Source organism: Halorussus litoreus (genome assembly GCF_003382685.1).
GTDB lineage: Archaea > Halobacteriota > Halobacteria > Halobacteriales > Haladaptataceae > Halorussus > Halorussus litoreus.
Genome location: NZ_KZ859505.1, coordinates 73,897 through 100,269, shown reverse-complemented (window position 1 = coordinate 100,269; position 26,373 = coordinate 73,897). Strand labels below are relative to the sequence as shown.

Below are 26,373 nucleotides of genomic sequence, written 5' to 3'. Positions count from 1 at the left end.
CTGCGCCCGGCAATTGGCCGGAGAATCGCCCGAATGCGACAATATTCTCGAAAAGAGGTCGGTCGAAGCTCCCAAAAAGAGATGGGTCGAGATTCGGCGCTCAGTCCAGGTTCAACGTGTAGAGTCGCTTGCGGGCGTCCGAGAACGAGAACCGCGAGTCCACCAGCCCTTCGTCGTCGAGTCGGTTGAGCGCGTAGCGGACCGTGCGGTCGGGCAGCAGCGACTCCTCGGCGATCTGGCTCTGGGTCAGAGTGTCGTTGTACTCGAGGACTTTGGCGACCAGCTTGGCGCTCGGCGGTAGCTCCCGGATCGCCTCGGTAGCGTTCTCCCCCGTCAGACGGCTTTTCTCCCGCTTTGTAGTTTCTGACGCACTCATGCTAACAACCTCTTTTAGATACAGCGTAATAATATTTCGCATTCCGATATATTACTATAGGTCATTCAACCGGTCAGGTATCTGACGGGATCGCAGGGGCGCCACGACAGCGGAGAGGGGGATAGGTGTGGTATATCGTCACACGTGTCACGGTGACCCGAAGCCTCTTATGAGACAGGCACCTACAGCGTCGTGATGACCGACACTGTGGACGACGTCGACCTCCCGTACGACGAGGAGGCCGCGTCTCAACAGGACAAGATCGAGGCCCTTCAGGAGCGGCTCGAGGTCCTCGAATCCCAGAACGAGGAGATGCGCGACAAGCTGCTGGACGCCAACGCCGAGAACAACAAGTACCAGCAGAAGCTCGAGCGCCTGACCCACGAGAACAAGAAGCTCAAACAGTCCCCGCTGTTCGTCGCCACCGTCCAGGAACTCATGGACGACGGCGTCATCATCAAACAGCACGGCAACAACCAGGAGGCCGTGACCGAGGTGACCGACGAGATGCGCGAGGACCTCGAACCCGACGCCCGGGTCGCGGTGAACAACTCGCTGTCCATCGTCAAGACGCTGGAGAGCGAGACCGACGTTCGCGCCCGCGTCATGCAGGTCGAAGAATCGCCCTCCGTGACCTACGAGGACATCGGCGGCCTCGAAGCGCAGATGACGGAGGTCCGCGAGACGGTCGAGATGCCGCTCGAACGCCCGGAGATGTTCGGCGAAGTTGGTATCGACCCGCCGAGCGGCGTCCTGCTGTACGGCCCACCCGGCACCGGGAAGACGATGCTCGCGAAGGCGGTCGCGAACCAGACCGACGCGACGTTCATCAAGATGGCCGGCTCGGAACTCGTCCACAAGTTCATAGGCGAGGGCGCGAAGCTCGTCCGTGACCTGTTCGAGGTCGCGCGCCAGCACGAGCCTGCGGTCCTCTTCATCGACGAGATCGACGCCATCGCGGCCAAGCGCACGGACTCGAAGACCTCCGGGGACGCGGAGGTCCAGCGGACGATGATGCAACTCCTCTCGGAGATGGACGGCTTCGAGGACCGGGGCGAGATCCGCATCATCGCCGCGACGAATCGCTTCGATATGCTCGACCGCGCCATCCTCCGGCCCGGCCGCTTCGACCGCCTCATCGAGGTCCCCAAGCCGGACCTCGAAGGCCGCGAGAAGATCTTCCAGATCCACACCCGCGACATGAACGTCGCCGACGACGTGGACTTCGAGAAACTGGCCCGGGAGGCCGAGGACAAGAGCGGCGCTGACATCAAGGCAGTCTGTACCGAGGCCGGGATGTTCGCCATCCGCGACGACCGGACCGAGATCACGATGGCGGACTTCGAGAGCGCCAAGACCAAGATCGAGGCCGAGGACGAGGACGAGGAGATCTCGAAGACGTTCGCGTAGGCGTTCTCGTTGTCTACGAGTAGCTTTTCGGCGATTTTCTCGGGATTGAAGCGCGACAACGTGCCAGTGAGTTCTGCCGCGCGATATGTTACGGTGAGGTCCGTAGCGCGATACTTTATTTTGAATCCAGCGCGTGCGAGCAACGCGCGGGGGACGGCGGGTGCGGTGCGGTTCTCACGTGCCGAGGCATATGAGTAACCGCACGTGCACCACAACCGCACAGCACCCAGACCGCAAACCGCAACGGCACAGCACACCGCAGCGCGTTCGCTCGCGCATGAACGCGCGAGCGGGCCGCTGGTGGACTGAGAAAGCTCACGAAACGCCCCGGAAGAAATAGAGTTCGACTACCAGAGAGCGACGTAGATGCCGTACGGGATTAGGAACAGTAGAGCGAACATCACCAGCAAGATCACGCCGTAGCCGGCGAACGTGCCGAGCGCGGTCAGGTACGACGGGTGGTCGAAGTCAGCGGGGAGGTTCATGCCCGAAGCGACGGGTCGCCGGCCCATAAAACCTCAGATGATGTCGCCGATGCGCCGCGGTTCACCCGCGAGCTCGGGGTTCTCTTCGACGATCTGGAGCACCTCGTGGTCTGTCACGTCGAAGTAGCTCTTCCCCGTCGCACCCTCGATGAGGTCCTTCGAGAGGCGGAACTCCGTCCCCTCGTACACTACGTCCACGCCGTCGTCCTCGAACGCGAGCGTCGTCATACCCCGCCGGTTCGCCCCGGTCACTTAAAAACCCTACAGAACTTTCGCGTGTGGCAATTCGACCCGATTCTCCGTCCCACGCCGCAAGAACCACCGAGCCACGACGAAATGTCTGACGGAAGTTTATTAGGAGCGAACCGAAACGGGACAGTGTGCCGCTTGGCTCGGACCCGCTCGACGAACTCGCGATTCCGGACGGAACGACCGTCGAAGAGCACGACCTCGTCACCGACGGGGACGTCATCGTGGGCGGTCAGAGCACCGTGGAGTTCGGCGTCCGCGGCCACAACGTCATCGCCGGCGAGCGCGTGAAGTTCGGCGGCCACATCGAGGCCGAGGCCGACTGTCGGCTCGACATGTGGTCGGACGTGCAGGACAACGTGCTCGTCGGCCGCGACGCCTACCTCGGCGAGCGCGTCCACATCGGCGGTCGCCTGATGGTCTCGGGCGACCTCGACATCGGCGACGACGTGAACATCGAGGAGGGGTTCGAGGCCAACGGGTGGATCGTCATCCGTAACCCGATGCCGACCATCGTGTTCGTGTTCGTCTACCTCCAGCAACTGCTCCGCATCGGCGAGGAGGAGGCCGCCGAGGAGGTCGTCTCGGACCTCCTCGAAAACGAGGAGATCGACGCCGATCCGGTGGTCGTCCCGCGGAACGGCCACGTCAGCGACGACTCGTGGCGGGTCTCGACCCCCGCGACCATCGGCGACGACTGTCGGCTCCACGGCAACTTCCGCGCCGAGTCCATCGAGGTCGGCGAGCGCAACGACGTGTTCGGCAGCCTGCGCGCTCGCGGGAACATCTCGGTCGGCCCGAGTACCGTCATCCACGGCGACGTGACGACCCGGAATGGGACGGTCGAGCTCGCCGACGACGTGGAGGTCCGGGGCGACGTCTCCTGCGAGGACCTCCACTTCCACGAGGGCGCTATCGTCGACGGGACGATGCGCGCCAGCGGGGAGATGTCGATGGTGAAGGCCGGAACCCACGAAAAGATCGCCGCGGACGGCGACGGCGGGAGACACAGTCGCGGAACGCCCACTGCGTCCGCCTCGTCGACCTCCTCGGCGTCGTCCGACCGCCCATCTCGGGGCAACCGCAAGCGATTCCACGGGGACGACCCCGGTGGCGGCGGAGCCGCCGAGAGCGAGGGTGAGAACGATTCCGAGAACGGGACCAAGAGCGATTCCGAGACCGAGAGTGACCCCGAGAGCGAAACCGAGCCCGCAATCGAGAGCGACTCCGACGACGCAGAATCGGGCGACACCGAGGTCGCCGACGCGGCCGACGCGACGGACGACTCCGGCGAGTCGGCTGCTGAAGAGTCCGACGACTCAGCCGCGGCGAAGCCCGATTCGGACGACCGCGAGATACTGGACGACGCGTGGCCCGACGACGGCGAGACTGTGGACGACGCTGAAACTGCGGACGATGACGAAACAGCAAGCCACGACGAGACTGCAGACGACGAGACCGCAGATAACGAGACCGCAGACGACGAGTAGTTTTCCGTCTCGACACCGAGTTGGTTTCCGTACCCTTCGTTCACCGACTGGGGCCGATCTGCCGTGAACTGATGCGAACCGCCCGATAGCGTCGAGGACGAGGGGGACCCCCTGTTCTGGTAATAATCGCGTTCCCGTCATTTGCGGTGCCTCACGAGTGACGACGCCGGTCGGAGTTCGATGCCCACGCCCGGTTTCATGGGGGAGTTCCTTGCAACCTTTATGAACCCTCGACTGTAAGTCCCGAACGAACATGATAGAGAACAATTCCCGCGACAGGTGGTACCGATGCGTTCGGTAGTGCTGACGAAGGGCGTCCCGGACTTCCGAGAGGGGCAGGTGTCGTTCGACGAGGACGGCCACCTCGAACGGGGCGCGACGCCGACCGTGATGAACCCCAACGACGAGTTCGCGCTGCAGGCTGCCCTCCAGACGAAGGTCAAACACGGCGGCGACGTGAGCGTGATGAGCATGGGCCCGCCCGGCTACGAGAACGTGCTGGAGGAGGCGATGAGCGTGTACGCCGACGACCTCTACCTGCTGTCGGACCGCGAGATGGCGGCGGCCGACACGTGGTCGACCTCCATCACGCTCTCTGCGGGCATCGAGAAGATCGACGAGGAACCCGACCTCGTGATCGCGGGGTTCAAGACCGCGGACGGCGAGACGGGACAGACCGGCCCGCAGACCGCGTGGTGTCTCGACCGGCCCATCGTGACCCACGTCATCTCGATGGAGATCGACGAGGAGGAGGAGACGCTTCGCGCCAAGCGACTCGTGGAGGGCGACGTGGACGAGATCGAGACCGTCGAAGCGCCGCTGCCCGCGTTCGTCGTGACCGATCCGGAGTTCTCTCCCTCGTATCGGCGGGCCGAACACCGGCTCCGGCACAAGCGGCTCAAGGCCGAGACCACCGAGCGCGTCGAGAACTACGAGGACCACCTCACGACGTGGAGCGCCGAGGGACTCGACCTCGACCCCGACTTCATCGGACTCGACGGCTCGCCCACCATCGTCTCGGGCGTCGACCCTATCCCGAAGGCACCCTCCGAGCGCGAGGCCACGATGGTCGACCCCGACGACGCGGAGGCGATGAACGACGTGCTCGAAACGATGCAGCCGCTGGCCGGGGGTGACTGACCATGGCCGACGACGCAAACGACGCCGCAGACCAGAACGCGGACGACCTCGACGTGGAACTCGACCCCGACGAGTACACGGTGAAGGAGCTGAGGGAGAAGCTGAACGCGGTGGACGACCCCTCGTCACTCGACGCCGTGCTTGCAGCCGAGCAGGAGGGCAAGGACCGCAAGACCGCACGGGAGGCGATCCAGTCGCGCATCGACGACCTGGAGGAACAGACCGACACCGAGCCCGCAGAGACGGACCACGAGGAGGAGTATGCTGACGAGGGCGGCACCGACGCCCCCGAGGAAGCCGGTGACGCCGACCAGGGCGAAGACGCGCCCGACGAGGAAGTCGACTACACCCCCGAGAACCGGACCAACGACAAGAAGCACGTCCGGGCGCTGAAGGGCGGCGACTACGGGGACATGTGGGTGTACTGCGAGACGCAGGGCGGCGAACTCCTCGACGTGTCCAAGGAGATGCTCGGCAAGGCGCGCGAACTCATGGACACGTACAATGACGACTACGATTCGGACGAGCGCGTAGTCGGCGTGCTCGTCGGCGACGAGACGGTCACGGGGCTCGCCGAAGAGGTCGTCGCTCACGGCGCGGACGTGGCGATCTACCACGAGGACGAGCGATTGGAGCGGTTCCGCCACAAGTCCTACACGGAGATCGTCTCCGACATGGCCCGCGGCGGCGCGGAGCCACCAGACTGGACGACGGGCGAGCCGGGCACCGAGCCCACCGCGGAGTGGCGTGACTACGACAAGCCGCGGTACTTCCTGTTCCCCGCGACCAACAACGGACGAGACCTCTCGGCGCAGGTGCAGGGCGAACTCGACACGGGACTCGCCAGCGACTGTTCGGGGCTGACTATCGAGAACGAACTCGTCTCGAACCCCGTAAAGACCGGCGAGCCCGGCGAGAAGATCGAGTTCGAGCGCATCCTCTTCATGAAGCGTCCGGACTTCTCGGGCTTCGAGTACTCGACCATCCTCTGCATCGACAATCCCGGCCGGGACTTCCACCCGCAGGGCTGTTCGGTCATCCCGGGGAGCTTCGACCCGATAGACCCGGACTACGACCGCGAGGGTGAGGTGATCGAACACGACCTCGACCTGCCCGACGACTGGTTCCGCGTGGACGTGACCGAGTTCGACCGGCTCGACGACGGCGTCGACCTGACGGGCCACGACGTGGTCGTCGCGCTCGGCCGGGGCATCGGCGACGACCCGACGAAGGGCATCGAACTCGGCCTCGACCTCGTGGACGCGTTCGACGACGCGGCGCTCGGCCTCTCGCGCGGGGTCGTCACGGCCTCGTACGACGTGGACGGTCACGTCGCGAACTACGTGGCCGAGGAGCGCCAGATCGGCGAAACCGGCCAGGAGGTCGAACCCGAACTGTACATCGCGGCCGGCATCTCGGGCGCGGTCCAGCACAAGGTCGGGATGGACGGCTCGGACACCATCGTCACCATCAACACCGACCCCGACGCGCGAATCCGGGACTTCAGCGACTACTACATCGAGGGCGACCTCTTCGACGTGCTCCCCCGCCTCATCGAGTCGGTCGACGCGGGCGAACTCACCATGCAAGCGGAGGCCAGCGATGACTGAGGACATCCGAGCGATGACTGACGACACCCAACTGCCGACGAACGACGAACAGAGGGAGAGAACCGATGACTGACGACTACGAACACTACGAGGCGGTCGTCGTCGGGGCCGGACCCGGCGGCGCGGCCGCGGCCGCGGTACTGGCCCGAAACGACGTGGAGACCCTCGTGCTCGAACGGGGAGTCGACGCCGGGTCGAAGAACGTGAGCGGCGGGCTCATCTACGCCGAGGAGTCCGCGCCGTACACCGTCGACGGCCTGTTCCCCGACTTCCGCGAGCAGGCCAGCGAGCGGCCGGTCACCGACTACTACCTGCACAACGTCGCCGGCGACAAGGTCAAGACGTTCGACATCACCGACCTCCACGAGCACGACACCGCGTGGTCGGACACCGTGTTGCGCCGGAAGATGGACTCGTGGATGGCCAAGCGCGTCCACGAGATGACCGCCGAGACCGGCGGCGGCCTCCTGACCGACGTTCGCGTGAACGGCCTCCTTCGGGACAACGGCGAGATCGTCGGGGTCACTTGCGACGAACTCGACCCCATCACGGCCGACGTGGTGATCGCCGCGGACGGCGTCAACTCCGAACTCGCCCGCGACGCGGGCCTGATGGACTGGGAGGAACCCGAGGAGTGGTTCCAGGGCGTCAAGGCCGTCATCGACGTGCCCGAGGACGTCATCGCCGAGCGGTTCGACGTTGACGACGACGAGGGCGTGGCCCACCTGTTCTCGGGCGACCTGTTCGAGGACGTGCGGGGCGGCGGCTTCCTCTACACCAACGAGGACAGCCTCTCCATCGGGACCGTGTTCCACCTCGACAGCCTCGTGGCCGAGCAGGCCGAGCCCCACGAACTGCTCGACAGCCTGCTCACCCATCCGCTGCTGGCCGACTGGCTGGAGGGCCACTACGACGAGGTCGAGTACAGCGCGAAGCTGGTCCCCGACTCGAAGAAGGTCGCCAACCCGTCGCCACACCGGGGTCGGCTGCTCACGGTCGGCGACGCCGCCGGCCAGATGCAGGCTCAGGGCCCCATCATCAAGGGGATGAACCACGCCGTGAGCGCGGGCGCGCTCGCCGGTGAGGCGTTCGCCGAGGCCCAGTTGCGCGACAACACCGAGCGGGCCGGTGCGCTCTACGAGCGAAAGCTCAAGGACGAGGGCGTCATGGGCAAGCTCCGCCCGACCGGCTACCGGGTCGCCAGCGCACTGGGCGAGCGCGGGCCGGTGACGAGCCTCGCCGACTCGGTCCTCACCTCGGGCGTCGGCCGACTCGGCGTGAAGCTGACCGGCGGGCTGCTCGAACGGCTCTACTCCTCGCCGCGGCTCTCGATGATGGTGCCAGACACCCAGACGCCGTACGTCACCCTGCCGACCGTCATCGCCGAGGAACTCGGCGAGCGCGTCGACGGCGAGGCCGACTTCGAGCCGAAGGACCTGGCCAGCCGCATCGGCGACCTGACCTACGACACCGACGTTGGCAACCCGCACATCGAACTACAGGACACCTCGATGGAGGCCAGCGGGGCCGCGGTGTACGCGTGTCCGGTCAGCGCCGAGGACTTCGGCGGTGGCTGTTACCGCGCCGAGGAGGTCAAGACCAACGGGAGCGAGGAGAAGCGGGTGAGTCTCGACACCCAGCCCTGCGTCGAGTGTGGCACCTGCGCCGTGGTCGCCGACACCGACTGGGAACACCCCCGCGGTGGCAAGGGCGTGGAGTTCGAGCAGGGGTGACCGCGTGAAGGGAGCACTCGCCCGCCCATGATGACGACTGCGCTCGTCCGATCATGAGCGAGTTCCGCGACCGTATCGACGCGCTGGCCGAGCGCGCGCGGGCCGACCGCCGGGCGTTCGACCCGCCGGCCGATCCGCCGGACGAGGAGCGCGCGATTCGATACCTCCGAGAGGGCGTCGGCGACGCCGTGCAGGTGTACGTCGACGCGCGGACGGGCGACTTCGTCCCGCTCGACGACGCCGAGATGACCCGGCTGGAGCGCGCCACGAACGACTGGCTGGAGCTGTACGCCCGGTGTCACGGCCGCGAGATCGACGCCGAGTTCACGGTTCGGGTGGTCGCCGAGACCATCCTCGACACCCGCGACGTGGTCGACACCGCACAGCTCCTGACCGGCGTGCCGGCTCGCTGAGTCCGCTTTTTTCCGGTCGTCGCGATAGCGGCCCCAATCCGAGCGGCCGCGCCGACGGCCGAACCGTCCGCGGGACTCCTCTGAACTCGGTCCGGTTCGTCGAGAAAAGGATTAAGTACGAGGGGCACCTGTTACCAATTACCATGCAATTTTCCGAGAACTTGGAGTTTGGCCACGAGGACCGCAAGCGCATCTACGAACACATCGAGAGCCACGGCGAGGTCGACGCCGAGCGAGTGCGCGAGCGCCTCCACGTCGACCCCGGCGGGTTCCGCCACCACGTCGCAATCCTGAAGCGCGACGGCTACATCGAAGAGCAGGAGGGCAAGCTCCGGGCCGCGTTCGAGGAGGGCGCGGCCGAGGAGTACCAGACAGAGGCGGTGGACTTCACCATCAGGCCCGCGCGACAGGAGGACCTCTCGGGAATCGTGGGCGCGATCCGCCGCGTCGCAGAGCAGGGCAGCTACATCGTGGCCGAGAGCGTCGCCGACGAGGTCGACCACGACGAGGCGCTGCTCCGGAACAACGAACTGGAGTCGCGGATGTTCTTCGTCGCGACTGTCGGGAACGGCGAGGCGTACGACGCCTCGGAAACGTCGACCGGGAGTAGCCCGGGAGACGAGGTGGTCGGCTGGGTCCACCTCCACGCGCCCGAACTCGCCAAGCTCGCCCACACCGCGGAGTTGACCGTGGGCGTACTCGAAGATTATCGGGGCAACGGCATCGGGAGCCACCTGCTCGAACGCGGACTGGAGTGGGCCGCGTCGAACCACGCCGAGAAGGTGTACCAGAGCGTGCCCTCGACCAACGACGACGCCATCGCGTTCCTCGAAGGCCACGGCTGGGAGACCGAGGCCGTCCGGGAGGACCACTACAAGATCGACGGCGAGTACGTCGACGAAGTGATGATGGCTGTGGATCTGTAATTTTTCGTATTAGAAAGTTGTAAGCGACCAGTGACGTTGCGGCGACGAAGTGCAAGACTCTTGCTGGACAACTCCCTACCGGACTCTATGACCGACGAGAGCCGCGATCACGTGATTCCGGGGAGCGACGAGGAACTCGACACCGCCGACGTGGCGGGCTACGACTTCCGCGGAGAGTTCGACGTCTTCGAGATGCTGTCGACCTACGAGACGACCGGCTTCCAGGCGACCCACCTCGCCGAGGCCATCGACCTCCTCCAGACGATGGACGAGGCCGACGCCAAGGTGTATCTGACGATGACCTCGAACGTCGTCTCCTCGGGGTTGCGGGAGGTCGTGGCCGCGCTCGTGCGCGAGGGGTTCGTGGACGTGCTCATCACCACCTCCGGCTCGATCACCGAAGACGTGATCAAGACCGCGAAGCCGTTCAAGATGGGCGAATGGGACGTCGACGAGGCCGAGATGCGCGAGCGGGGCATCAACCGGCTGGGCAACATCTTCGTCCCCTCCGACCGGTACGTCTGGCTCGAGGAGTACCTCTACGACTTCTTCGACGACTTCTTCGCCGACGAGGCGGTCCGAACCCCGACCGAGTTCGCCCGGGAACTCGGTGCGACCCTCGACGACGAGGACTCCGTCCTGAAGCAGGCCGCCGACAACGACGTGCCGGTGTTCTGCCCGGCGCTGACCGACGCGGAGGTCGGCAACTTCCTCTACTACTACCGGCAGGGAGTCGGCCCGGACGTAGGCATCGAGATCGTCGAGGACTACGACCGACTCATCGACGAGGGGATGCTCGCCGACGAGACGGGACTGATAGTGCTCGGTGGCGGCGTGCCCAAGCACCACGCCATCATGACCAACCTGTTCCGCGGCGGGGCCGACTACGCGGTGTACGTCTCGACCGGGATGGAGGGGGACGGCTCGCTGTCGGGCGCGCCGCCGGACGAGGCCGTCTCGTGGGGCAAGATCAAGGACGGCGCGGGCGACGACGAGCGAACGGAGAGCAACTACACGCAGGTCGAGGCCGAGGCGACGCTGGTCGTTCCCCTGCTCGCGGCGGGTCTGCTGGCCGACCGGGAGTGAGCGCCTGCTGGCCGACCACTGGGAGTAGAGGTCTGTGTAGTTGCCGGGGGCCGGCGGGGCTGAACGGAGGTCCGGAAGTTCCACTTCGGTAACACCAGAAGAGATTTACTTTCCGCGGCGCGAGCGCGGAACATGAACGTCCGGTCGGTCGGCCTCGTCCTCGCGCTCGTCGGCCTCCTGGTCGTCGCACACCCGCTCTACCTCTTTCCGCACCACGGCGAGAACCTGTATCACCTCTCGGCGGTCGAGACGGTCGGCGACACGCCGCCGGGCGAGGAGACCATCGCCTTTGAGGAGCTCCCGCCGGTCGCGCAGGACCGCTTCGACGCCGGACTCGACGGCCACTCGGGGAGAGTCTGGTCCGGCGAACACGCCGCGGCCTACGATGCGTTCGCGGGCCACGAGTACGTCGCGTACAAGGGCGAGTACTACGAATATCAGTTCAGAAGCGCCGGGGTGCTCGACGGGGCGAGCTCGATACTCCGAATGGTCCTCTCGACGCTCGGAGTCATCGCGCTCGTCGTCGGCATCTTCGCCGGCCGAACCGGGCGCTTCCGGCCGCTGACGCCCCGGCGAACGCTCTGGATTCCGGTCGGTGTGTTCGCCACACTCGTGGGGACCGAGTACTACGACGTAGTGGTCGGCGGTGCCTTCGAACCGCCGTCGTACGTCCACCTGCAAGCGATGGTCGCGGCGTTCGTGGCCGCGTCGGTCGTCGGCTCGGCGGTCAAGCGCGGGAAGACTCGGCAGGCGCTCCTGCCGGTCGCCGTGCTGGTGACAGCCGGCACCGTCGCCGCCGTCGCCGACGGCCAGTCGGCCTCCGCGGTCGGGCGAGGCGCGTTCGTACTCGCCGCGGTGGCCGGTCCGTGGTACGCCATCGGTTACGGACTGACTGCGCGGCCGGAGTCGGCGTCGAGCAGCGTTCGCTGGGAGCCAGAGCCGGGCGAGTAGAGCGGTGAAGCTACTGCTCGTCGTGGACCGGGAACGCCACCTCGACGGTGGTCTTGTACTCCTGTATCTCACCGTTCTCCACGTCTGCGGTCCAGTCCTCGACCTCGACCCCGTGGATGTCGTCGATGGTGTGACTGGCCTGTTCGACCGCTTCGTGGGCCGCCTGCTCCCACCCTTCCTCGGAGGTGCCGAGCACCTTGATGATCTTGACTGCCGTCATGGCAACAGGCGTACGACGGGAGTTGTGTAGCGTCTTGTGGCCGCTCGGAATGTCTTTCGAGTAGTTTCAGTAGTGGAGGAGTTCTTCGATAGCACATTCATATTTTGATTCCCGGCGCGTGCGAGCAACGCGCTCGAGGGACGAGTGAGCGAAGCGAACGAGGAGGCTGGGGAGGACGAGGTTGCGGTTACTCATAGGCTTCGGAGGTAGCTAGCTAAAACGGACTGTGACAGAGAGGGACGAAATCGCGAAGCTAGCTATTGCTTGAGCCTAGGAGTAACCGCAACCGCACCGCGACCGCACAGCCCCGCAACCGCACAGCCCCGCAACCGCACAGCCCCGCAACCGCACAGCCCCGCAACCGCACAGCCCCGCAACCGCACAGCCCCGCAACCGCACAGCCCCGCAACCGCACAGCCCCGCAACCGCACAGCACCGCGACCGCGGGCCTCACACCTCCCCAGCCTCCTGCGCGTCTCGGGCTTCGCCCTGCGATGCTCGTCCCTCGCGCGTTTGGCGCGGCGCACGAGAGCGCCGCGCAGCACGCGCCGGGCAGAAGGGAAGCCAGCGCACGCCAGACAGAAGGATAGCCAGCGCACGCCCGTCTGACGGGTCACCGAGCGCGAGAGAGTTCCCGGACCGAGGCGGCGATCGCATCGAGCAATTTCGACCGAGCACCCAGTTTCGTCGCGAATCCGCGGAACCGAAAGGCAGTTCCCCCGAACGCCGGTACTCCCACTCATGATCTCCATCGCGCTGGCGGGCAAGCCCAACGCGGGCAAGTCCACCTTCTACAAGGCGGCCACGAGAGCCGACGTTGACGTGGCGAACTACCCGTTCACGACCATCGACGCGAATCGCGGGGTGAGTTCGGTCCGGACCGACTGCCCCTGCCTCGAACGCGACGAGCGCTGCGGCGACGAGAACTGCCGCGACGGCAAGCGCTACGTCCCCATCGAACTGCTCGACGTGGCCGGGCTTGTCCCCGGCGCGCACGAGGGCCGGGGCCTCGGCAACCAGTTCCTCGACGAGCTGACCAACGCCGACGCCATCGTGAACGTGGTCGACGCCTCCGGCGGGACGAACGAGGAGGGCGAACCCGTCGAGGTCGGCAGTTACGACCCCGTCGAGGAGGTCGACTTCATCGAGGAGGAGATGGACCAGTGGCTCGCGGGCATCATCGAGCGCAACTGGGAGACCGTCGAGCGCCAGTCGCGCTCGCCGGACTTCGACGTGGACGACGCGCTCGCGGAGATGCTGACCGGGTTCGGCGCGAGCGAGGCCGACGTGGCGGCCAGCCTGCGCGAACTGGACTACCCCGAGGACCCGATTCAGTGGACCGACGAGCACCGCGAAGCGCTCGCCCGCGACGTTCGCGCCCGGACCAAACCCATCGTCCTCGTCGCGAACAAGGCCGACGTCGCGCCCCCGGAGAACATCGAACGCCTGCGCGAGACCGGTAAGCCCGTCATTCCCGCGACTGCTGAAGGTGAACTCGCTCTGCGACAGGCCGCCGAGGCCGGAGCCGTCGACTACGACTCCGGCGACGAGGACTTCGAGGTGGTCGGCGACCTGAGCGACGAGCAGGCGGCCGGCCTCGAGAAGATCCGCGAGGTCATGGCCGACTGGGGCGGGACGGGCGTCCAGCAGGCGCTGAACTACGCCGTCTACGACCTGCTCGACCAGATTACGGCCTACCCGGTCCAGAACGAGACGCGCTGGACCGACGCGAAGGGCAACGTCCTCCCGGACGCCTTCCTACTCACCCACGGCTCGACGCCGAAGGACCTCGCGTACGCGGTCCACTCGGACATCGGCGACGGCTACCTCCACGCCGTGAACGGCAAGACCGACCGCGAGGTAAGCGAGAGCTACGAACTGGAGGAGGGCGACGTGATCAAGATCGTCAGCACGGCGAACTGAGCGAGAGCAGATCCTCCGAAGGACAACCACCGCCGTTCTCCCCCCTACCGCGGCCCACCTCTCTGAAACCGTACGCCGCGCTTTTGGGAGTCGGGTCGCAGCACGTCTCCATGCCGTCCGTCGACTCGGACCTCGTGGAGTCGCTGTTTCGCCACGACGAGTATCTCACTGCGAGAGAACTCCTCAGATACCTCGAACGCCGACACCCGGTCGAGGGGCCCGGCGTTCCGCGAGATCTCGCGGAGGCCTACGCCGAAGCGCTGGACGACGACGCCGACCGGTTCGCGAGTTCGCTCGACGACCGCGTCACCGACGCGCGGACGTTGCAACCCGGCGAGCGCGTCTTCGAGGTCGACGGGACCCTCAGCTACCCCGCCTCGTGGCACGAGCACCTCGCGGACACCACCGACCTCTCGGGGTACGCTGAGGTGATGCCCGAGAGCGGCCGACTCCCCGAGGACCGCGTCGACTGAGCTCGCAAAGACTCAGTGGCCGAGGAATCCCGACAGCAAGTCGTTCACCGCCTCCGGCCGCTCGTTCTGCACCCAGTGGCTCGCCTCGGGGAACCGCTCGACGCGCAGGTCCGGCACCCACCGCGCCAGCCCTTCGGTCAGTTCCGTACTGAGCGCGGCGTCCTGTTCGCCCCAGACGAGCAAGGTCGGAACGCGGACGCGCCGGTCGGGCCGACTCCCGCCGAGCAGTGCGCTGACCTCCTCGCGGACGCCCTCTCGGAAGGCTGCCCGGTAGTAGTTCAGCATCGCGGTGAGCGCGCCCGGTCGACACGCGGCCTCGCGGTAGCGCCGGAGGTCGGCCTCCTCGAACGCGCCGGGGGCCGCGGTCGCCCGGAGCATCGCAGCGACTCCCGTACCGCCTCGCGCGCCGAGCGTGAACTCCGGGAGTCTCGGAAGCTGAAAGTAGAGGGCGTACAGCGACCGCCGCCGCTGCTCGGCACTCTCCCGGAGTTCGTCGCGGTAGCGACCTGTGTGGGGCGCGTTCAGCACCGCGAGCGAGTCGACTGTCTCGGGTTCACGAATCGCCGTCTCCCACGCCACGACGCCGCCCCAGTCGTGGCCGACGACGTGGGCCCGTTCGCGGTCGAACTGCTCGATCAGTCCAACCACGTCGCCGACGAGTTCGTCCGTTCCGTAGCTCCCGACGCCGTGGGGCTTCTCCGAGCGGTTGTACCCTCGCATATCGGGCGCGACGACGCGAAATCCGGCGTCTGCCAGCGCCGGAATCTGGCGCCGCCACGAGTACCAGAACTCCGGAAAGCCGTGGAGCAGGACGACCAGTGGGTCGTCCGGGTCGCCTGCGGTCACGTAGTGGAGGCGCACGTCGCCGACCACGGCCTGCTCGTGGGTCCACGGTCCTGGTATCTCCATACCGAACGTGCGCGGGGGAAACGATTAAGGCTTGATGCCCGAACCGGCGACCATGACGGACGCCGACGGGTCCGCTTCCGCCGAGCCGCAGCCCTTCCCCATCGCTATCGACGACGTCCGGCCCAGCCAGTTGTACGTCGACGGGCTGAAGCTATCGCTGGTGACCCAGTGGTTCGACTTCGCGGACCCGAACTACGACGCGCTCCCAGTCCGCAAGGTCGAGGACGAGTGGATGCTGACCGACGGTCACACCCGCGCGTTCGTGACCTACCTTGCCGGTGCGGACCGACTCCGAATCGTCCGGGACACCGACGACTTGCCGATGGACGTCTATCGGACGTGCCTCGACTGGTGCGAAGAAGAGGGCGTGACCGAGATCGGCGATCTGACCGGGCGCGTGCTGAATCACGACGACTTCGAGGAGCAGTGGATTGCCCGGTGTCAGGCCGAGATGGAGGACGGGTAGGGACGGCCCCGGCCGGTCGTCGCTACGGGTTCGCGTTCGTCGACACCTTCGTCTCGTCCTCACTTCCTTCGTGTCTTCCTCACATCTACTCGGTCGTGGTTTCTCCGTCCTCCTCGTCGCCGTCGTCAGCCATGGTCGTCTCGGCCACGTCCTCCTCGACGGTCACCTCGCCCCAGTCGGTGACGGCACCCGCGTCGTCGGTGTACGGGTCGTCAGCCTCGGGGAACTCGTACAGCTGGTTGTCGTTGGTGTCGAGGTGCGGCATCGCGATGAGCACCTGATCCTCCTCGATGGGCACGTCGAGGGTGACCGTCACGTTCTCGTGGGTGCCCGGCTCGAGGTACGTCGAGTTACCCAGCACCTCGCCCGCGGCGTACTGCTGGGCCATCGCTCCGTCCATCTCCGTTTCGGTAACCATCGCGGTGTCCATCTCCGTCTCGGTCTGCGTGACGCCTTCGAACTCGGTCTCGTTCTGGGCCGGGTCCTCGGTGGCCTCCTCGGCGGCGTGGATCACCACGAACCCGCCTTCGGGTACGACTACCTCGTCGACGACGACCGCGCTACCGTTCGAGGTCTGGTCCTCGAAGGTGACGTTCGCCGCCTCGGCCATCGTCGTCTCCTGGCCCATCGCCGTCGTCTCCTCGGCTGTCGTCGTGTCCTGTGCCATCGCGGCGTCGCCGGTCGCTCCCGGGGCAGCGCCGAACGCGAGCGCGGCCGACGTTCCGAGCGCGAGCAGTGCGACGACCGCTACGAGCGTTGCTTTTCGTGTCATTCTATCAACCTCGTTGGAAGGACGACCGAATCCGGGAATAAACGCGCCAATCGTTCAGCGAGCGAACGAGCGACTACCGACCGCCAAGTCCGCGCTACGTTCTGGTAACGCGGAACGGCGGTCCGGTAACGGAGATTTCGCGCGCTCAGGACGGCGTTGTCGCCCAAGACGACAGTGACGGAACAGGGTGGGCTGGCGAACCAACCGCTCCCCTGGCGGACTGAAAGGGCGAGGCGCGCCGAGGGCTTTCGAAGACTCTGCTCCAGCTATCGACGCTTCGGCAAATTCACATCAGCCTAGCGGTCGGAACCACACTGCGGCGAGCAACAGCGCGAGGAACACGTACGACCCGCGGACGAGCAGCATCGTCGCCAGTTCGGGGTCGGCCCGGCGGGCGACCACGGCGACGACGCCGAAGCCCGCGACGCCCGCGACGCTGCTCGGCGGGAACACCGCTAGCGCCGCGAAGCCGACCACGAGCGCGAGCCCCGCGGCCATCAGCGCGTACGCCGCGGTCCGGGCGCGCCGGGGGCCGACCGTCACCGCCACGGTGCGCTTTTCGATCGAGCGGTCGTAGTCGTAGTCCTGCGCGTCGTCGATCACCTTCACGCCCGAGAGCACGAGCAGGAACACGAGCGCGAACGCCACCGGAACGGCCCCGAGCGCGCCGGCCTGCGCGTAGTACCCGCCGAGGATGGCGAGCGCGATGCCGAGCGGGTAGCCCGTGGTCGCGGTGACGGGGTTGGTGTCGAGCTGGGGCGCGTGGTGATAGCCGATGAGCCACGTCGGCAGGGTCAGCAGAGCGGGGCCGAAGCCTGCAACGGCCCACAGCGCGAGTACGCAGGCGAAGAAGAGCGCAGTCGAGCCGGCGAGCGCGGCCTTGCACCCCCGCTCGGTCAGGGGATGGTCGTCGTCCTCTCCCCGAAGGTGGAAGTCCACGTAGCCGTCCTTGACGTGGGCGGTGTACACCGCCGCGAAGATGGCGACCGCGTGGAGGCCCGCCAGCGAAAGGTCGAGGGACTCCGCCAACCCGACGTCGAACGTGCCCGCGAGTACCGCGCCGAACAGCGAGCACGCGACCGGCGGGAGCATGAACACCGGGTGGACCTGCGACGCGAGCGCGCGGGCCGCGGGGCCGACGCCGGACCCCCGGCGGGAGATAGACATGGTACCAAGTGACGGGAGCGAGACGCATAAAATCTCAGGCGAAACGGGGAGTTGGGTTCGGAGCGCGAGTGGGGTATCGCAGTATTTCAGCGTGAGCAGTGCTGTGTGGTTGCGGTGGGAACAATGCTGTGTGGTTGCGGTGCGGATGCTGTCTTCATAGACTCAAGCAGTAGCTAGCGTCTCTGTTCAGCATTCTCCCGAATCAATAGAGGGCAGAAAGGCGAAGGAATGGTAGACAGATCCGGGAAGCTAGCTACTGCTTGAGCATAGGCGTGACCGCACCGCCACAGCACTGCGACCGCACCGCAAAAGCCTCGTACCTCCCCAGCCTCCTGCGGTCCTCGGCCTACGGCCTGCGGTCCTCGTCCCTCGCGCGGTTTGGCGCGGGATAAACCCGCGCCAGCACGCGCCGGGTCGAGAAGACAGGTCAGCGTACGCAAATTCGGAAGAACGAGAGAACTCGATAGAAGGACGATTCGACCCGAGCTATCGGACCGCTTCGGTCGCCTCGCGCATGACCTCGATGGCCTCCTTCAGCGTCTCCAGATCGGTCGCGTAGGAGATGCGGGCGTAGCCCTCGCCGTGCTCGCCGAACGCCTCGCCCGGCACGACGACCACGCCGCGGTCGATGACCTCGTCCACCCAGCCCTCGGGCACCTTCGGCATGGCGTAGAACGCGCCCGCCGGCGTCGGGCAGTCGATGCCCATGTCGGCGAAGCCATCGAGGAGGACGTCCCGGCGCTCCTCGAACGCGGCGACCATCTCGTCGACGGGGTCCTGCGGGCCGGAGAGGGCGGCCTCAGCGGCGAACTGCGCCGGGGCCGAGGCGCAGGCTTGCACGTACTGGTGGACCCGGAGCATGCGCTCGATGCGGCGCTCGCTGGCGGCGACCCAGCCGAGCCGCCAGCCCGTCATCGAGTAGGTCTTCGAGCAGGCGTTCACGACGACCACGTTGTCCGACTCGGCGAACTCCATCGGCGAGCGGTGCTCGCCCTCGAAGACGATGTGCTCGTACACCTCGTCGCTCACGCAGAGCACGTCGTGCTCGTCGGCGATGCGGGCGAACTCCCGCATATCGTCCTCGCTCTGGACCGCGCCGGTCGGGTTCGCCGGGCTGTTGACCACGAACGCCGCGGTGTCGTCGGTGATCGCGTCCTCGACCGCGGCAGGGTCGAGGGTGAGGTCTTCCCGGAGCGCGATCGGTTTGGGTTCGCCGCCCGCGAGCCGGGTCAGCGCGTCGTAGGAGACGAAGCCCGGGTCGGGGAACAGCACCTCCTCGCCCGCGCTCACGTGGGCTTCGAGCGCGAGGTGGAGCGCCTCGCTCCCACCCGCGGTGGCGACGATTTCGTCGGGCGAGACCGACACGTCGTTGTCGCGCTCGTGCTTGGCGCTGATGGCTTCCCTGAGTTCCAGCGTTCCCATGTTGGAGGTGTACGCGTCGGCTTTCCCGGCCTCGATGGCGTCGACCGCGGCCTGCCGGGCGTGCTCGGGGGTAGGGAAGTCGGGCTGGCCCAGTCCGAGGTTGATGGCGTCCTCGCCCGCCGCCTCGAACACTTCGCGGATGCCGCTGATCGAGACCTGCTCGACTCTGTCGGAGAAGTCCGTCATGGCTGGGTCTGCACGGTCCCGAACGATAATGGTTGGTGTTTCAGGACAGTCGCGCCGCGATGTCGGCCTCCGTCACGATGCCGACCGTCTCGCCGCGCTCGGTTACCACGACGGCCTTGTTGTGGCCCAGATCGGTGCTGAGTTCGTCGAGCGTCGCGGTCCGGGACTTGGTGGGGAAGCTCTCTCCCATGAACTCCGTGACCGGCTGGTCGCGGGCGTCCTCGCTCACGCTCATCAGATCCTCGAAGCTGATCGAGCCGACCGGCACGCCGTCGTTGATGACCGGCAACTGGGAGAACCCCTCCTCCTGCATCTTCGAGACGGCCTCGCTGACCGAGTCGTCGGGGCTGACGCTCACGACCTCCTCGTGCATCAGGTCCTCCGCGCGCACGATGTCGGCTTCGGTGTCCGAGAGCGCCTCGACGATGCGGCGGAGCGTCGACAGCCGGGGATCGACGTCCCCGCCCTCGATGCGGGCGATCAGCGGCTGAGAGACGCCCGCCCGGTCGGCCAACTCGCTCTGGGTGAGGCCGAGTTCGGTCCGGCGTTCCCGGACGTCTTGAGGCGTCGGCAGTTCCATACCTTCGGATAACTACGGGTTATAGATAAAAGTTCGGACTACGGTCGGAGCGAGTCGAGTTCGGTCCGGAGTAGCCGGAGCAGCGTCGTTCGGTTCGGGGGTTCAGTTCACTCCTCGTCGCCGAACTCGACTTCTTCTTCGTCCTCGTACTCGATGGTCTCGACGACTTCGAGCGGGACGTCACGGAGCGCGCCCCCGATCTCGCTCTTGGCGATGCGCTGGGCGTGCTCCTCGCCCTCGGCGTTGAACACCTTCATCTCCAGCAGCAGGCCGACCAGCGACGTTCCGGCCGCGATGAACGCAGAGTCGAACGGCTCCCCGCAGGCGGGACAGCCCGTCGCGCCCACCTCGACCTCCACGTAGTCCATGTCCTGATCGTTGAGTCGCTTACCGGCTTCGCTGACCGCCACGCCGATAGCGTCGTCGACGTCTTCCACGTCACGGACCAGCCACGCCGCCTCCATCGCAACGAGATAGTTGCTCATACCTACCGCTTCCGTGCACAGATATTTAAAAGACGTTCAATCGAGTCGCGGCGGGGCCGAATCGAGTTCCGGTCGGACCAGCCACAGCGAGGGGGGAGTCGAGTCGCGCACGTGAATCGAATTATCCTCATAAGTTATGCGTACGCCCGGCGTCGCCACGCCGACGCCTACGTCAGCAGCGCGCCGGGTTCCGCGTTCGTTGGACGCTACACAAGTATGGTTGAATCGCAGGACAGCGGCGACCCCAGAAAGAAATGAAAGATAATTATGTCACTAGAGTTCAGAAACTCTTTTATGTATGGTGGGCTGACGGGCGTTCGAGGTACGAACCCCGATGCACACGCGGATCACCCATGCGATACTGTTCGCCCTGTACCAGACGAGCGTCGCGGCCAGCATCATGCTGCTGCCGCTGGCGGTGCTGACCCGGCAAGCCGGCGTCACGCTGCCCGCTCACAGAATCGTGCAGCGACTGGAGCGAGCCTACGACGCCACGGCCTAAAGACGGATCGAAGAGGACTTCTCGCGGCACTTCCACGCGTCGAGCCGTCGGTCCAGCAGTCGGTTGGCACCGCTGGCACCGATTCCGTCGGCATCGATTCCGCCGGCACCGATTCCGCCGCCGAGTCGCGTCGCCGTCGTCCGACCGGTTGCTACGCCTGCCCGAATGGTGGGATTTATCCGTACTGGCGGACTACGTTGGGGCAATGCGTACGCCTATGAACGGGACCGAATTCTCGCAGAACGTCTCGCGTCTCGAACCCGACAACCTCGACCCGCACGAGCCCGAGCTCGGCTCGCTCCCCGACCGCTCGGTCGACGCCGAGGACATCCAGGAACTCAAGACCGGCACCACGACCATCGGCCTGACGACCGCCGACGGCGTGATCATGGTCACGGACAAGCGCGCGAGCCTCGGCAACATGGTGTCGAGCAAGACCGCGAAGAAGGTCGAGCAGGTCCACCCGACCGGCGCGCTCACCATCTCCGGCTCGGTGTCGGCGGCCCAGTCGCTCATCCAGACCCTCGAAGTCGAGACCAACCTGTACGAGACTCGACGTGGCAACGACATGAGCATGGAGGCGCTCTCGACGCTGACGAGCAACCTCCTGCGCTCGGGCGGTTTCCTCATCACGGTGCCGGTGCTCGGCGGCGTCGACGAGGAGGGCGGCCACATCTACTCCTACGACGCGCTCGGCGGCGTGACCGAGGAGACCTACAGCGTCTCCGGGTCGGGCTCGCAGTTCGCGCTCGGCGTCCTCGAACAGGAGTACGACGAGGGAATCAGCCAGGACGACGCCCGCGAGGTCGCCATCCGCGCGCTCAAGAGCGCCATCGAGCGCGACACCGCGAGCGGGAACGGCATGTGGCTCGCCGAGATCACCGACGAGGGCGTCGAGATCTCCGACTACGACGATCCCGACGACGCGCTGTAGACGACGATTCTTCTCCGCTCTTTCGAGTTCCCTCAGTGGCGTCGCTCCGCTCCGGACGCAGCAGCGCGATTCCGGTCCGGGTCGACCGATTCCACGAACGTCACGACCGCGACGGCGTGGACCGGCGCGACCAGCGCGGTGCTGGCGAGCGCGCCGACCGCCGGAACGCTCCCGAGCAGCCACGCTGCGACGCCGAAGGCGACGACGAGCCCGAACACCGTCGCGCCGCGACCGTGAGCGAGCCGACTGCTCCGGCTCGCAGCCGCGTAAACGCTACCCGTGTCACCTTCGCCCGCCTCGTCTCCTTCTCGCCCATCGCCCCCGACGACGACCAGCGCGGGCGCAGCGAACAGCCTGACGAACGCCACGGCGAGCGCGACGAGAGCGAGCAGGGTGACCCACGCGAGGTCGTCGAAGAGGCCGAACGCACCGAGGAGTATCCGAACCGCGACGACGAACCAGAGGTACGAAACGAGGCGCTCGCGCGACGGGGTCACTCCGGCCGCTCGCGAGATCGTCAGCCAGCCCGCGAACGCGACCGCGAAGACGGCCAGCGCTTCGAGGCCGACCGTCCGAAGCAGGTACCACGGCCGGAGGTCCACCAGCGCGGCGAGGTCGAGGCCGGTCGACCTGACCCCCGACGGGTACACCGGAAACGAGACGCCGACCGATACGTCGCCGACCCGATCGGGACTCGTCGTCGGCACCGGATCGCGGAGCCGCAGTCGGTCGACCAGCGCGAGGACGACCCCGACGATGGCGAACGGAAGCGCGAGCGCCGGGTCGCGGACGACTCGGCGGACGGATTCGGCGAGGATGGCGGTCGCAGACGGTCCCCCCGCTCGGTCGCGGTCGGGGTTCCTGACGTCCGTGGGTGCGCTCTCGCTCATCGGTCCGCCTCCAGCGCGATAATCTGCCCGTGGGTCGTGGCGTACAGCGCACCGTCTCCGACCGCGGGCGTCGACACCGGCAGTCGGGTTTCGTGACGCCAACGAACGTCCCCGGCGGTCGCGTCGAACGCGACGATCTCGCGGTGGCCCGCCGCGTACACCACGCTGTCGGCGACCACGGGGGTTCCTTCACCCGAAACCGGCGCTGACCAGCGTTCCTCGCCGGTGGCGAGGTCGACCGCGTGGAGTCGTCCGTCGCCGCCCGCCGACTGGACGAAGACGGTGTCTTCGCTATCAGCAGGTACGTCCTCGGCGACCGTCGCGGCCCCCTCCGTCGCGTTGCCGTCGTGGTCGAATCGCCAGCGCAGGCTGCCGTCGCTGGCGTCGAGCGTAGTCACGCCGAGGCGGTCGGGAACCACGACCGCGTCGCTGGTCGCGGTCGGCGCGAGCACCATCTGTTCGTCGAGTTGGGTCTGCCAGTCCCGTTCGCCGGTCGCGGCGTCGTACGCGGTCACCTGATACGGCCAGTTGACCGCGAACAGTCGCCCGTCTCTCACCGCGGGACGGCGGAGTTCGTCGTCGGGCGAGGCCCGCCACAGTTCGCGGCCGCTGCTCGCATCGAGCGCGACGACGTGGTCGGTCCCGGGAATCGCGGCGTACACCCTGCCGTCGACCACCACCGGCGGGGGAGCGGTCGGCGGTCCGAACAGGGTGGTACGCGACTCCGAGCGGGGACCGTGCCAGCGCTCGACGCCGAACTCGCGGCCGAGAAGCCGGAGGCCGCCACCCGCGTTGAGTCCGAAGACCCCCCGCGGAGACGCGACCGCCAGCGTGTCGGTCTGGTAGGCTCGCGCGTCGGCCCGCGCCGGACTCGACCGATACGAGCCCTGGGTAGAGAACCGCGTCTCGCCAGTTTCCGCGTCGAGCGCGACGAGAGTCCCGCTGGTCGCGTAGACGGTGCCGCCGACGAGGATGGGCGAGCCGGTGCCGCCCGAGAAGTCGTCCGGCTCGCGACGCCACTTCACCCGGACGCTCTCGCCCGGCCCGGAGGCGTCCGGACTGTAGCCGGTCCCGGCGGCATCGTACCGCGCCATCGGCCAATCGTGGGCGGTACTCGACGGTGAATCGTCCGTCGACTGACCGCCTCGTTCGCCGACCGACTCGGCGCTGCCGAGTCGGTCGGCGAACGAGGCGGTGGAGCCAAAGAGAGTGGAGCCGACGACGGCGGAGCCGATCCCGAGGAGGGCGGTCCGGCGGGAGGAACTGGGAACCATATCGGCACGTGGTCGCTCCCCGACAAGAAGGTTGTCGTCTGCTCGGCGGTCGTATTTCCAATCGGCCCTCGGTAGAATCGCCTGCCGACGGTCAGCTCACTCCTCGCGCTCCATCTCGGTGTCGCCGCGACCGACCCAGTCGGCGAACGTGCCGTCGATCAGGGTCTCGGCCTGCCGGTCGATGTAGTCGCGCTGCATCCCGTGGACGGCCTCCTCGAAGCTCTCGCCGTCGTCGAGTCGCTCGCGGACCCGGTCGCGCTTCCAGCTCGCGGGCGTCAGCCGGTGGCGGGCGCGCTGGCGGAGCGGGTAGAGGTACTTCGCGGCCTGCTCGTCCGAGAGGCCCCGCGACTGGAGGCCATCCTTCGCGTGGGCGAAGATGTCGGCGTACACCGTCTCGTAGTCGGTGGTCTCCTCGCCCGCGTTGGTGATCCAGTAGACGTCGGCGTCGAGCCCCTCGCGGGCGGCGTCGTAGAAGTTGTCCCGCGCGACGACCCAGTCGAGGTGCCGGACCGGGTGCTCGCGCCGGAACGTGGATTCGAGCAGGCCCGCGAACGCGGCCTGGAACGCGATAGAGTCCCGGACGGTAGGCTGGGCGGCGATGGGACGGAACTCGATGCGGGCGTTGGCAGCCGACCGGGTCGGGCCGCCGAAGACGGGGCGGACCCACCGCCAGTAGGTGCCGTGCTTGAGCCGGAAGTGGGCGAACTCGTCGTCGAACCGGTCGCTGGTCTCGACCGGCATCGGGACGAGGGTCCGGTCGGCCGCCACGCGCTCGACCGCCTCCTCGACGCGCTCGACGTCGCGCGGGAATCGCACCTTGTCGGGCTCGTCTACCTCGCGGTTCAGCACCGACTCGAACACGCCGACGCGGTGTTCGTCCCAGCCGTCGGCCAGGATCTCCTCGGGCTCGGCGTCCGCGTCGTACAGGTCCGGCGGGAACAGCGGCGAGTTGACCCCCAGCGCGAGCAGGGGCCCCGCGATGCGGAGCGCGTACTGGAAGAACGTCGGCAGGTCGCGGGCGTGGGGCACCTGATAGTGGGGCTGGATGGAAGTGATGAGGCTCTCGGGTATCACGGTGTCGGCGTCGAGGCTCACGTGGGGCGCGTCGAGCTTCATCCCAGCCTGGGCATCGGAGTTGGCCATCGCGTGGTACCGCACCGCGTCGCTCATGTTCGAGGCGATGCGGACCCCGCGATCCTCGACGCTGTCGGTCAGATACCTGTGCGCGGACTCGCCCTCCGGCGGGATAGTCCACAGCGCGTCGCTCACCAGCCGCATCCCCTCCGCGCCGGTTCGGTCCTCGGCGGCCGACAACCGGGCCTTCACCTCGGCCTCCTGCGCGGCCAGCCCGTGGGGGTTCAGGGGCTGCGGGCTGGTCGACATCTCCGCGTTGTGCAGGCCCAGTTCCTTCTCGAAGCCGATGAGTTCGAGCAGCTGTCGGGGGACCCGCCGGAGCGCGGCGGTCTCGGCGTCGACGGCGTAGAACTCGTACTCGAACCCGACGATGGCCTGCGGGTTGTCGAACGTCCCGTCGTCGATCTCTTCGACGATGACCTCGGCCTCCTCGTCGACCCGGGACTGGAACTCGTCGGCGTCGACCGAGAGCACGTCGTCGACCTGCGACGCGAGGTCGGATTCGGGCATACCGGGTACGACTCACGGCAGTTCCTTGAAACCACGGGCCACCGGGGTCAGGAGGTTTCGGTCGAGTCCTCGGGGTCGGCCACAGCGTCGGCACCAGCATCCACATCGGGACCGAGGCGGTCGGCAACCCGGAACAGCGCCAGATCGACCGCCGCGGCCAGCACGCCAACGATGCCGCCGATGCCGAGTGCGAGCAGGGTGCCGACGCCCAGCGCGAGGAGGTAGAACAGCGTGGCGTCGATGTCGAAGCCGACGGTCGGAACCACGGCGGCGAAGAACAGCACCCAGAAGAAGAAGACGCCGTTCACGCCGCCCCACTTTCCGCCGGTTCCGACGACCATAGACGACGAAACGTCGGATTCGGGGTCTGCCACCACGCCGAGCCATCGCCGGTTGGTCCACCACGTCGTCGCCCACAGCGCGATATAGAGCCCGAGCCCGAGGCTGGTCTGGAGTCCGTCGAGCAGTTCGCCGAGCGGTCCGGCGAAGTGGAGCCCGGCGACTATCGCCGCGACCAGCAGGGCAGTGTGGAACGTCGCAAGCGCCAGTACGACGAGGGGGTCGTCCGCGCCGGCGAGGAAACCGTTGCCGCCGCCGGAAGCGGGGGGGGGGGGGGGGGGGGGGGGGGGGGGGGCGCCCCCCGGGCGCCCCCACCGC

At 67.1% G+C, this 26,373-nt stretch carries 28 protein-coding genes; 14 read left to right on the top strand and 14 right to left on the bottom strand.

Annotated features, from left to right (window positions below; genetic code table 11):
- Positions 1–100 precede the first annotated feature (100 nt).
- Entirely contained in the window at positions 101–376 is a 276-nt protein-coding gene (locus DPQ64_RS01870; RefSeq protein ID WP_115862655.1) for a MarR family transcriptional regulator, read from the bottom strand.
- A 195-nt stretch (positions 377–571) separates the two neighbouring features.
- On the opposite strand from DPQ64_RS01870, the gene pan1 reads away from it, so the two are divergent.
- Complete coding sequence (gene pan1 / locus DPQ64_RS01865; protein WP_115862654.1) at positions 572–1,786, top strand: proteasome-activating nucleotidase Pan1; 1,215 nt, start codon at positions 572–574, stop codon at positions 1,784–1,786.
- A gap of 347 nt (positions 1,787–2,133) precedes the next feature.
- Here pan1 and DPQ64_RS19055 read toward each other — a convergent pair whose 3' ends face one another.
- Both DPQ64_RS19055 and DPQ64_RS01860 read right to left on the bottom strand, forming a co-directional pair.
- Positions 2,134–2,271: a hypothetical protein gene (locus DPQ64_RS19055; protein ID WP_198661972.1), complete on the bottom strand. Its 138-nt coding sequence runs from the start codon at positions 2,269–2,271 to the stop codon at positions 2,134–2,136.
- 33 nt (positions 2,272–2,304) lie between these two features.
- Positions 2,305–2,499, bottom strand: a complete 195-nt coding sequence (locus DPQ64_RS01860) for a DUF5800 family protein (protein ID WP_115862653.1) — start codon at positions 2,497–2,499, stop codon at positions 2,305–2,307.
- A 152-nt stretch (positions 2,500–2,651) separates the two neighbouring features.
- On the opposite strand from DPQ64_RS01860, the gene DPQ64_RS01855 reads away from it, so the two are divergent.
- The 8 genes from DPQ64_RS01855 to DPQ64_RS01820 all read left to right on the top strand — a co-directional run bounded on the left by DPQ64_RS01855 (position 2,652) and on the right by DPQ64_RS01820 (position 11,869).
- The gene (locus tag DPQ64_RS01855; protein WP_115862652.1) at positions 2,652–4,010 is read left to right on the top strand and encodes a polymer-forming cytoskeletal protein; all 1,359 of its coding nucleotides are present in this window, start codon (positions 2,652–2,654) and stop codon (positions 4,008–4,010) included.
- Positions 4,011–4,298: 288 nt separating this feature from the next.
- A complete protein-coding gene (locus tag DPQ64_RS01850; protein ID WP_115862651.1) occupies positions 4,299–5,150 on the top strand; it encodes an electron transfer flavoprotein subunit beta/FixA family protein in 852 nt (283 codons plus the stop codon).
- A 2-nt stretch (positions 5,151–5,152) separates the two neighbouring features.
- Positions 5,153–6,760 carry an electron transfer flavoprotein subunit alpha/FixB family protein gene (locus DPQ64_RS01845; protein ID WP_115862650.1) on the top strand — a complete coding sequence of 536 codons (1,608 nt, stop codon included), beginning with the start codon at positions 5,153–5,155 and terminating at the stop codon, positions 6,758–6,760.
- Between the two features lie 65 nt (positions 6,761–6,825).
- Complete coding sequence (locus tag DPQ64_RS01840; protein ID WP_115862649.1) at positions 6,826–8,493, top strand: FAD-dependent oxidoreductase; 1,668 nt, start codon at positions 6,826–6,828, stop codon at positions 8,491–8,493.
- Between the two features lie 53 nt (positions 8,494–8,546).
- Positions 8,547–8,906 carry a hypothetical protein gene (locus DPQ64_RS01835; RefSeq protein WP_115862648.1) on the top strand — a complete coding sequence of 120 codons (360 nt, stop codon included), beginning with the start codon at positions 8,547–8,549 and terminating at the stop codon, positions 8,904–8,906.
- Positions 8,907–9,049: 143 nt separating this feature from the next.
- Positions 9,050–9,832 carry a GNAT family N-acetyltransferase gene (locus DPQ64_RS01830; protein ID WP_115862647.1) on the top strand — a complete coding sequence of 261 codons (783 nt, stop codon included), beginning with the start codon at positions 9,050–9,052 and terminating at the stop codon, positions 9,830–9,832.
- Positions 9,833–9,919: 87 nt separating this feature from the next.
- Entirely contained in the window at positions 9,920–10,918 is a 999-nt protein-coding gene (locus DPQ64_RS01825; protein WP_115862646.1) for a deoxyhypusine synthase, read from the top strand.
- A 132-nt stretch (positions 10,919–11,050) separates the two neighbouring features.
- The gene (locus DPQ64_RS01820; RefSeq protein ID WP_115862645.1) at positions 11,051–11,869 is read left to right on the top strand and encodes a hypothetical protein; all 819 of its coding nucleotides are present in this window, start codon (positions 11,051–11,053) and stop codon (positions 11,867–11,869) included.
- A 10-nt stretch (positions 11,870–11,879) separates the two neighbouring features.
- Here DPQ64_RS01820 and DPQ64_RS01815 read toward each other — a convergent pair whose 3' ends face one another.
- The gene (locus tag DPQ64_RS01815; protein WP_115862644.1) at positions 11,880–12,089 is read right to left on the bottom strand and encodes a dodecin family protein; all 210 of its coding nucleotides are present in this window, start codon (positions 12,087–12,089) and stop codon (positions 11,880–11,882) included.
- A gap of 741 nt (positions 12,090–12,830) precedes the next feature.
- Here DPQ64_RS01815 and DPQ64_RS01810 point away from each other — a divergent pair.
- Together DPQ64_RS01810 and DPQ64_RS01805 are read left to right on the top strand one after the other, a co-directional pair.
- A complete protein-coding gene (locus DPQ64_RS01810; RefSeq protein WP_115862643.1) occupies positions 12,831–14,012 on the top strand; it encodes a redox-regulated ATPase YchF in 1,182 nt (393 codons plus the stop codon).
- Positions 14,013–14,122: 110 nt separating this feature from the next.
- Entirely contained in the window at positions 14,123–14,485 is a 363-nt protein-coding gene (locus tag DPQ64_RS01805) for a hypothetical protein (protein ID WP_115862642.1), read from the top strand.
- A gap of 12 nt (positions 14,486–14,497) precedes the next feature.
- On the opposite strand, the gene DPQ64_RS01800 is transcribed toward DPQ64_RS01805, so the two are convergent.
- Positions 14,498–15,394 carry an alpha/beta fold hydrolase gene (locus tag DPQ64_RS01800; protein ID WP_115862641.1) on the bottom strand — a complete coding sequence of 299 codons (897 nt, stop codon included), beginning with the start codon at positions 15,392–15,394 and terminating at the stop codon, positions 14,498–14,500.
- A 52-nt stretch (positions 15,395–15,446) separates the two neighbouring features.
- Between DPQ64_RS01800 and DPQ64_RS01795 the strand changes: the two genes are divergently transcribed.
- Positions 15,447–15,860: a hypothetical protein gene (locus DPQ64_RS01795; RefSeq protein WP_198661971.1), complete on the top strand. Its 414-nt coding sequence runs from the start codon at positions 15,447–15,449 to the stop codon at positions 15,858–15,860.
- A gap of 85 nt (positions 15,861–15,945) precedes the next feature.
- On the opposite strand, the gene DPQ64_RS01790 is transcribed toward DPQ64_RS01795, so the two are convergent.
- The 5 genes from DPQ64_RS01790 to DPQ64_RS01770 all read right to left on the bottom strand — a co-directional run bounded on the left by DPQ64_RS01790 (position 15,946) and on the right by DPQ64_RS01770 (position 20,472).
- Entirely contained in the window at positions 15,946–16,632 is a 687-nt protein-coding gene (locus tag DPQ64_RS01790) for a DUF7282 domain-containing protein (protein ID WP_115862640.1), read from the bottom strand.
- A 291-nt stretch (positions 16,633–16,923) separates the two neighbouring features.
- Positions 16,924–17,799, bottom strand: coding sequence for a UbiA family prenyltransferase (locus DPQ64_RS01785; RefSeq protein WP_115862639.1), 876 nt, complete (start codon positions 17,797–17,799; stop codon positions 16,924–16,926).
- 486 nt (positions 17,800–18,285) lie between these two features.
- Positions 18,286–19,407, bottom strand: a complete 1,122-nt coding sequence (locus DPQ64_RS01780) for a pyridoxal phosphate-dependent aminotransferase (RefSeq protein WP_115862638.1) — start codon at positions 19,405–19,407, stop codon at positions 18,286–18,288.
- A gap of 40 nt (positions 19,408–19,447) precedes the next feature.
- Positions 19,448–19,987 carry a CBS domain-containing protein gene (locus DPQ64_RS01775; protein ID WP_115862637.1) on the bottom strand — a complete coding sequence of 180 codons (540 nt, stop codon included), beginning with the start codon at positions 19,985–19,987 and terminating at the stop codon, positions 19,448–19,450.
- Between the two features lie 107 nt (positions 19,988–20,094).
- Positions 20,095–20,472: a DUF555 domain-containing protein gene (locus DPQ64_RS01770; protein ID WP_115862636.1), complete on the bottom strand. Its 378-nt coding sequence runs from the start codon at positions 20,470–20,472 to the stop codon at positions 20,095–20,097.
- 334 nt (positions 20,473–20,806) lie between these two features.
- Between DPQ64_RS01770 and DPQ64_RS19050 the strand changes: the two genes are divergently transcribed.
- Both DPQ64_RS19050 and psmB read left to right on the top strand, forming a co-directional pair.
- Complete coding sequence (locus DPQ64_RS19050; RefSeq protein ID WP_198661970.1) at positions 20,807–20,974, top strand: hypothetical protein; 168 nt, start codon at positions 20,807–20,809, stop codon at positions 20,972–20,974.
- A 205-nt stretch (positions 20,975–21,179) separates the two neighbouring features.
- Entirely contained in the window at positions 21,180–21,908 is a 729-nt protein-coding gene (gene psmB, locus DPQ64_RS01765) for an archaeal proteasome endopeptidase complex subunit beta (protein ID WP_115862635.1), read from the top strand.
- A 32-nt stretch (positions 21,909–21,940) separates the two neighbouring features.
- Here the strand turns inward: psmB and DPQ64_RS01760 are convergent, their stop codons facing one another.
- The 4 genes from DPQ64_RS01760 to DPQ64_RS19045 all read right to left on the bottom strand — a co-directional run.
- Positions 21,941–22,798, bottom strand: coding sequence for a hypothetical protein (locus tag DPQ64_RS01760; RefSeq protein WP_115862634.1), 858 nt, complete (start codon positions 22,796–22,798; stop codon positions 21,941–21,943).
- Positions 22,795–24,072, bottom strand: a complete 1,278-nt coding sequence (locus DPQ64_RS01755; protein ID WP_198661969.1) for an outer membrane protein assembly factor BamB family protein — start codon at positions 24,070–24,072, stop codon at positions 22,795–22,797. The genes DPQ64_RS01760 and DPQ64_RS01755 overlap by 4 nt, the downstream gene beginning before the upstream one ends.
- Positions 24,073–24,168: 96 nt before the next feature.
- Positions 24,169–25,716: a hypothetical protein gene (locus DPQ64_RS01750; protein WP_115862633.1), complete on the bottom strand. Its 1,548-nt coding sequence runs from the start codon at positions 25,714–25,716 to the stop codon at positions 24,169–24,171.
- A gap of 47 nt (positions 25,717–25,763) precedes the next feature.
- The coding region (locus DPQ64_RS19045) for a hypothetical protein (RefSeq protein WP_198661968.1) at positions 25,764–26,373 on the bottom strand (610 nt) is incomplete at its 5' end.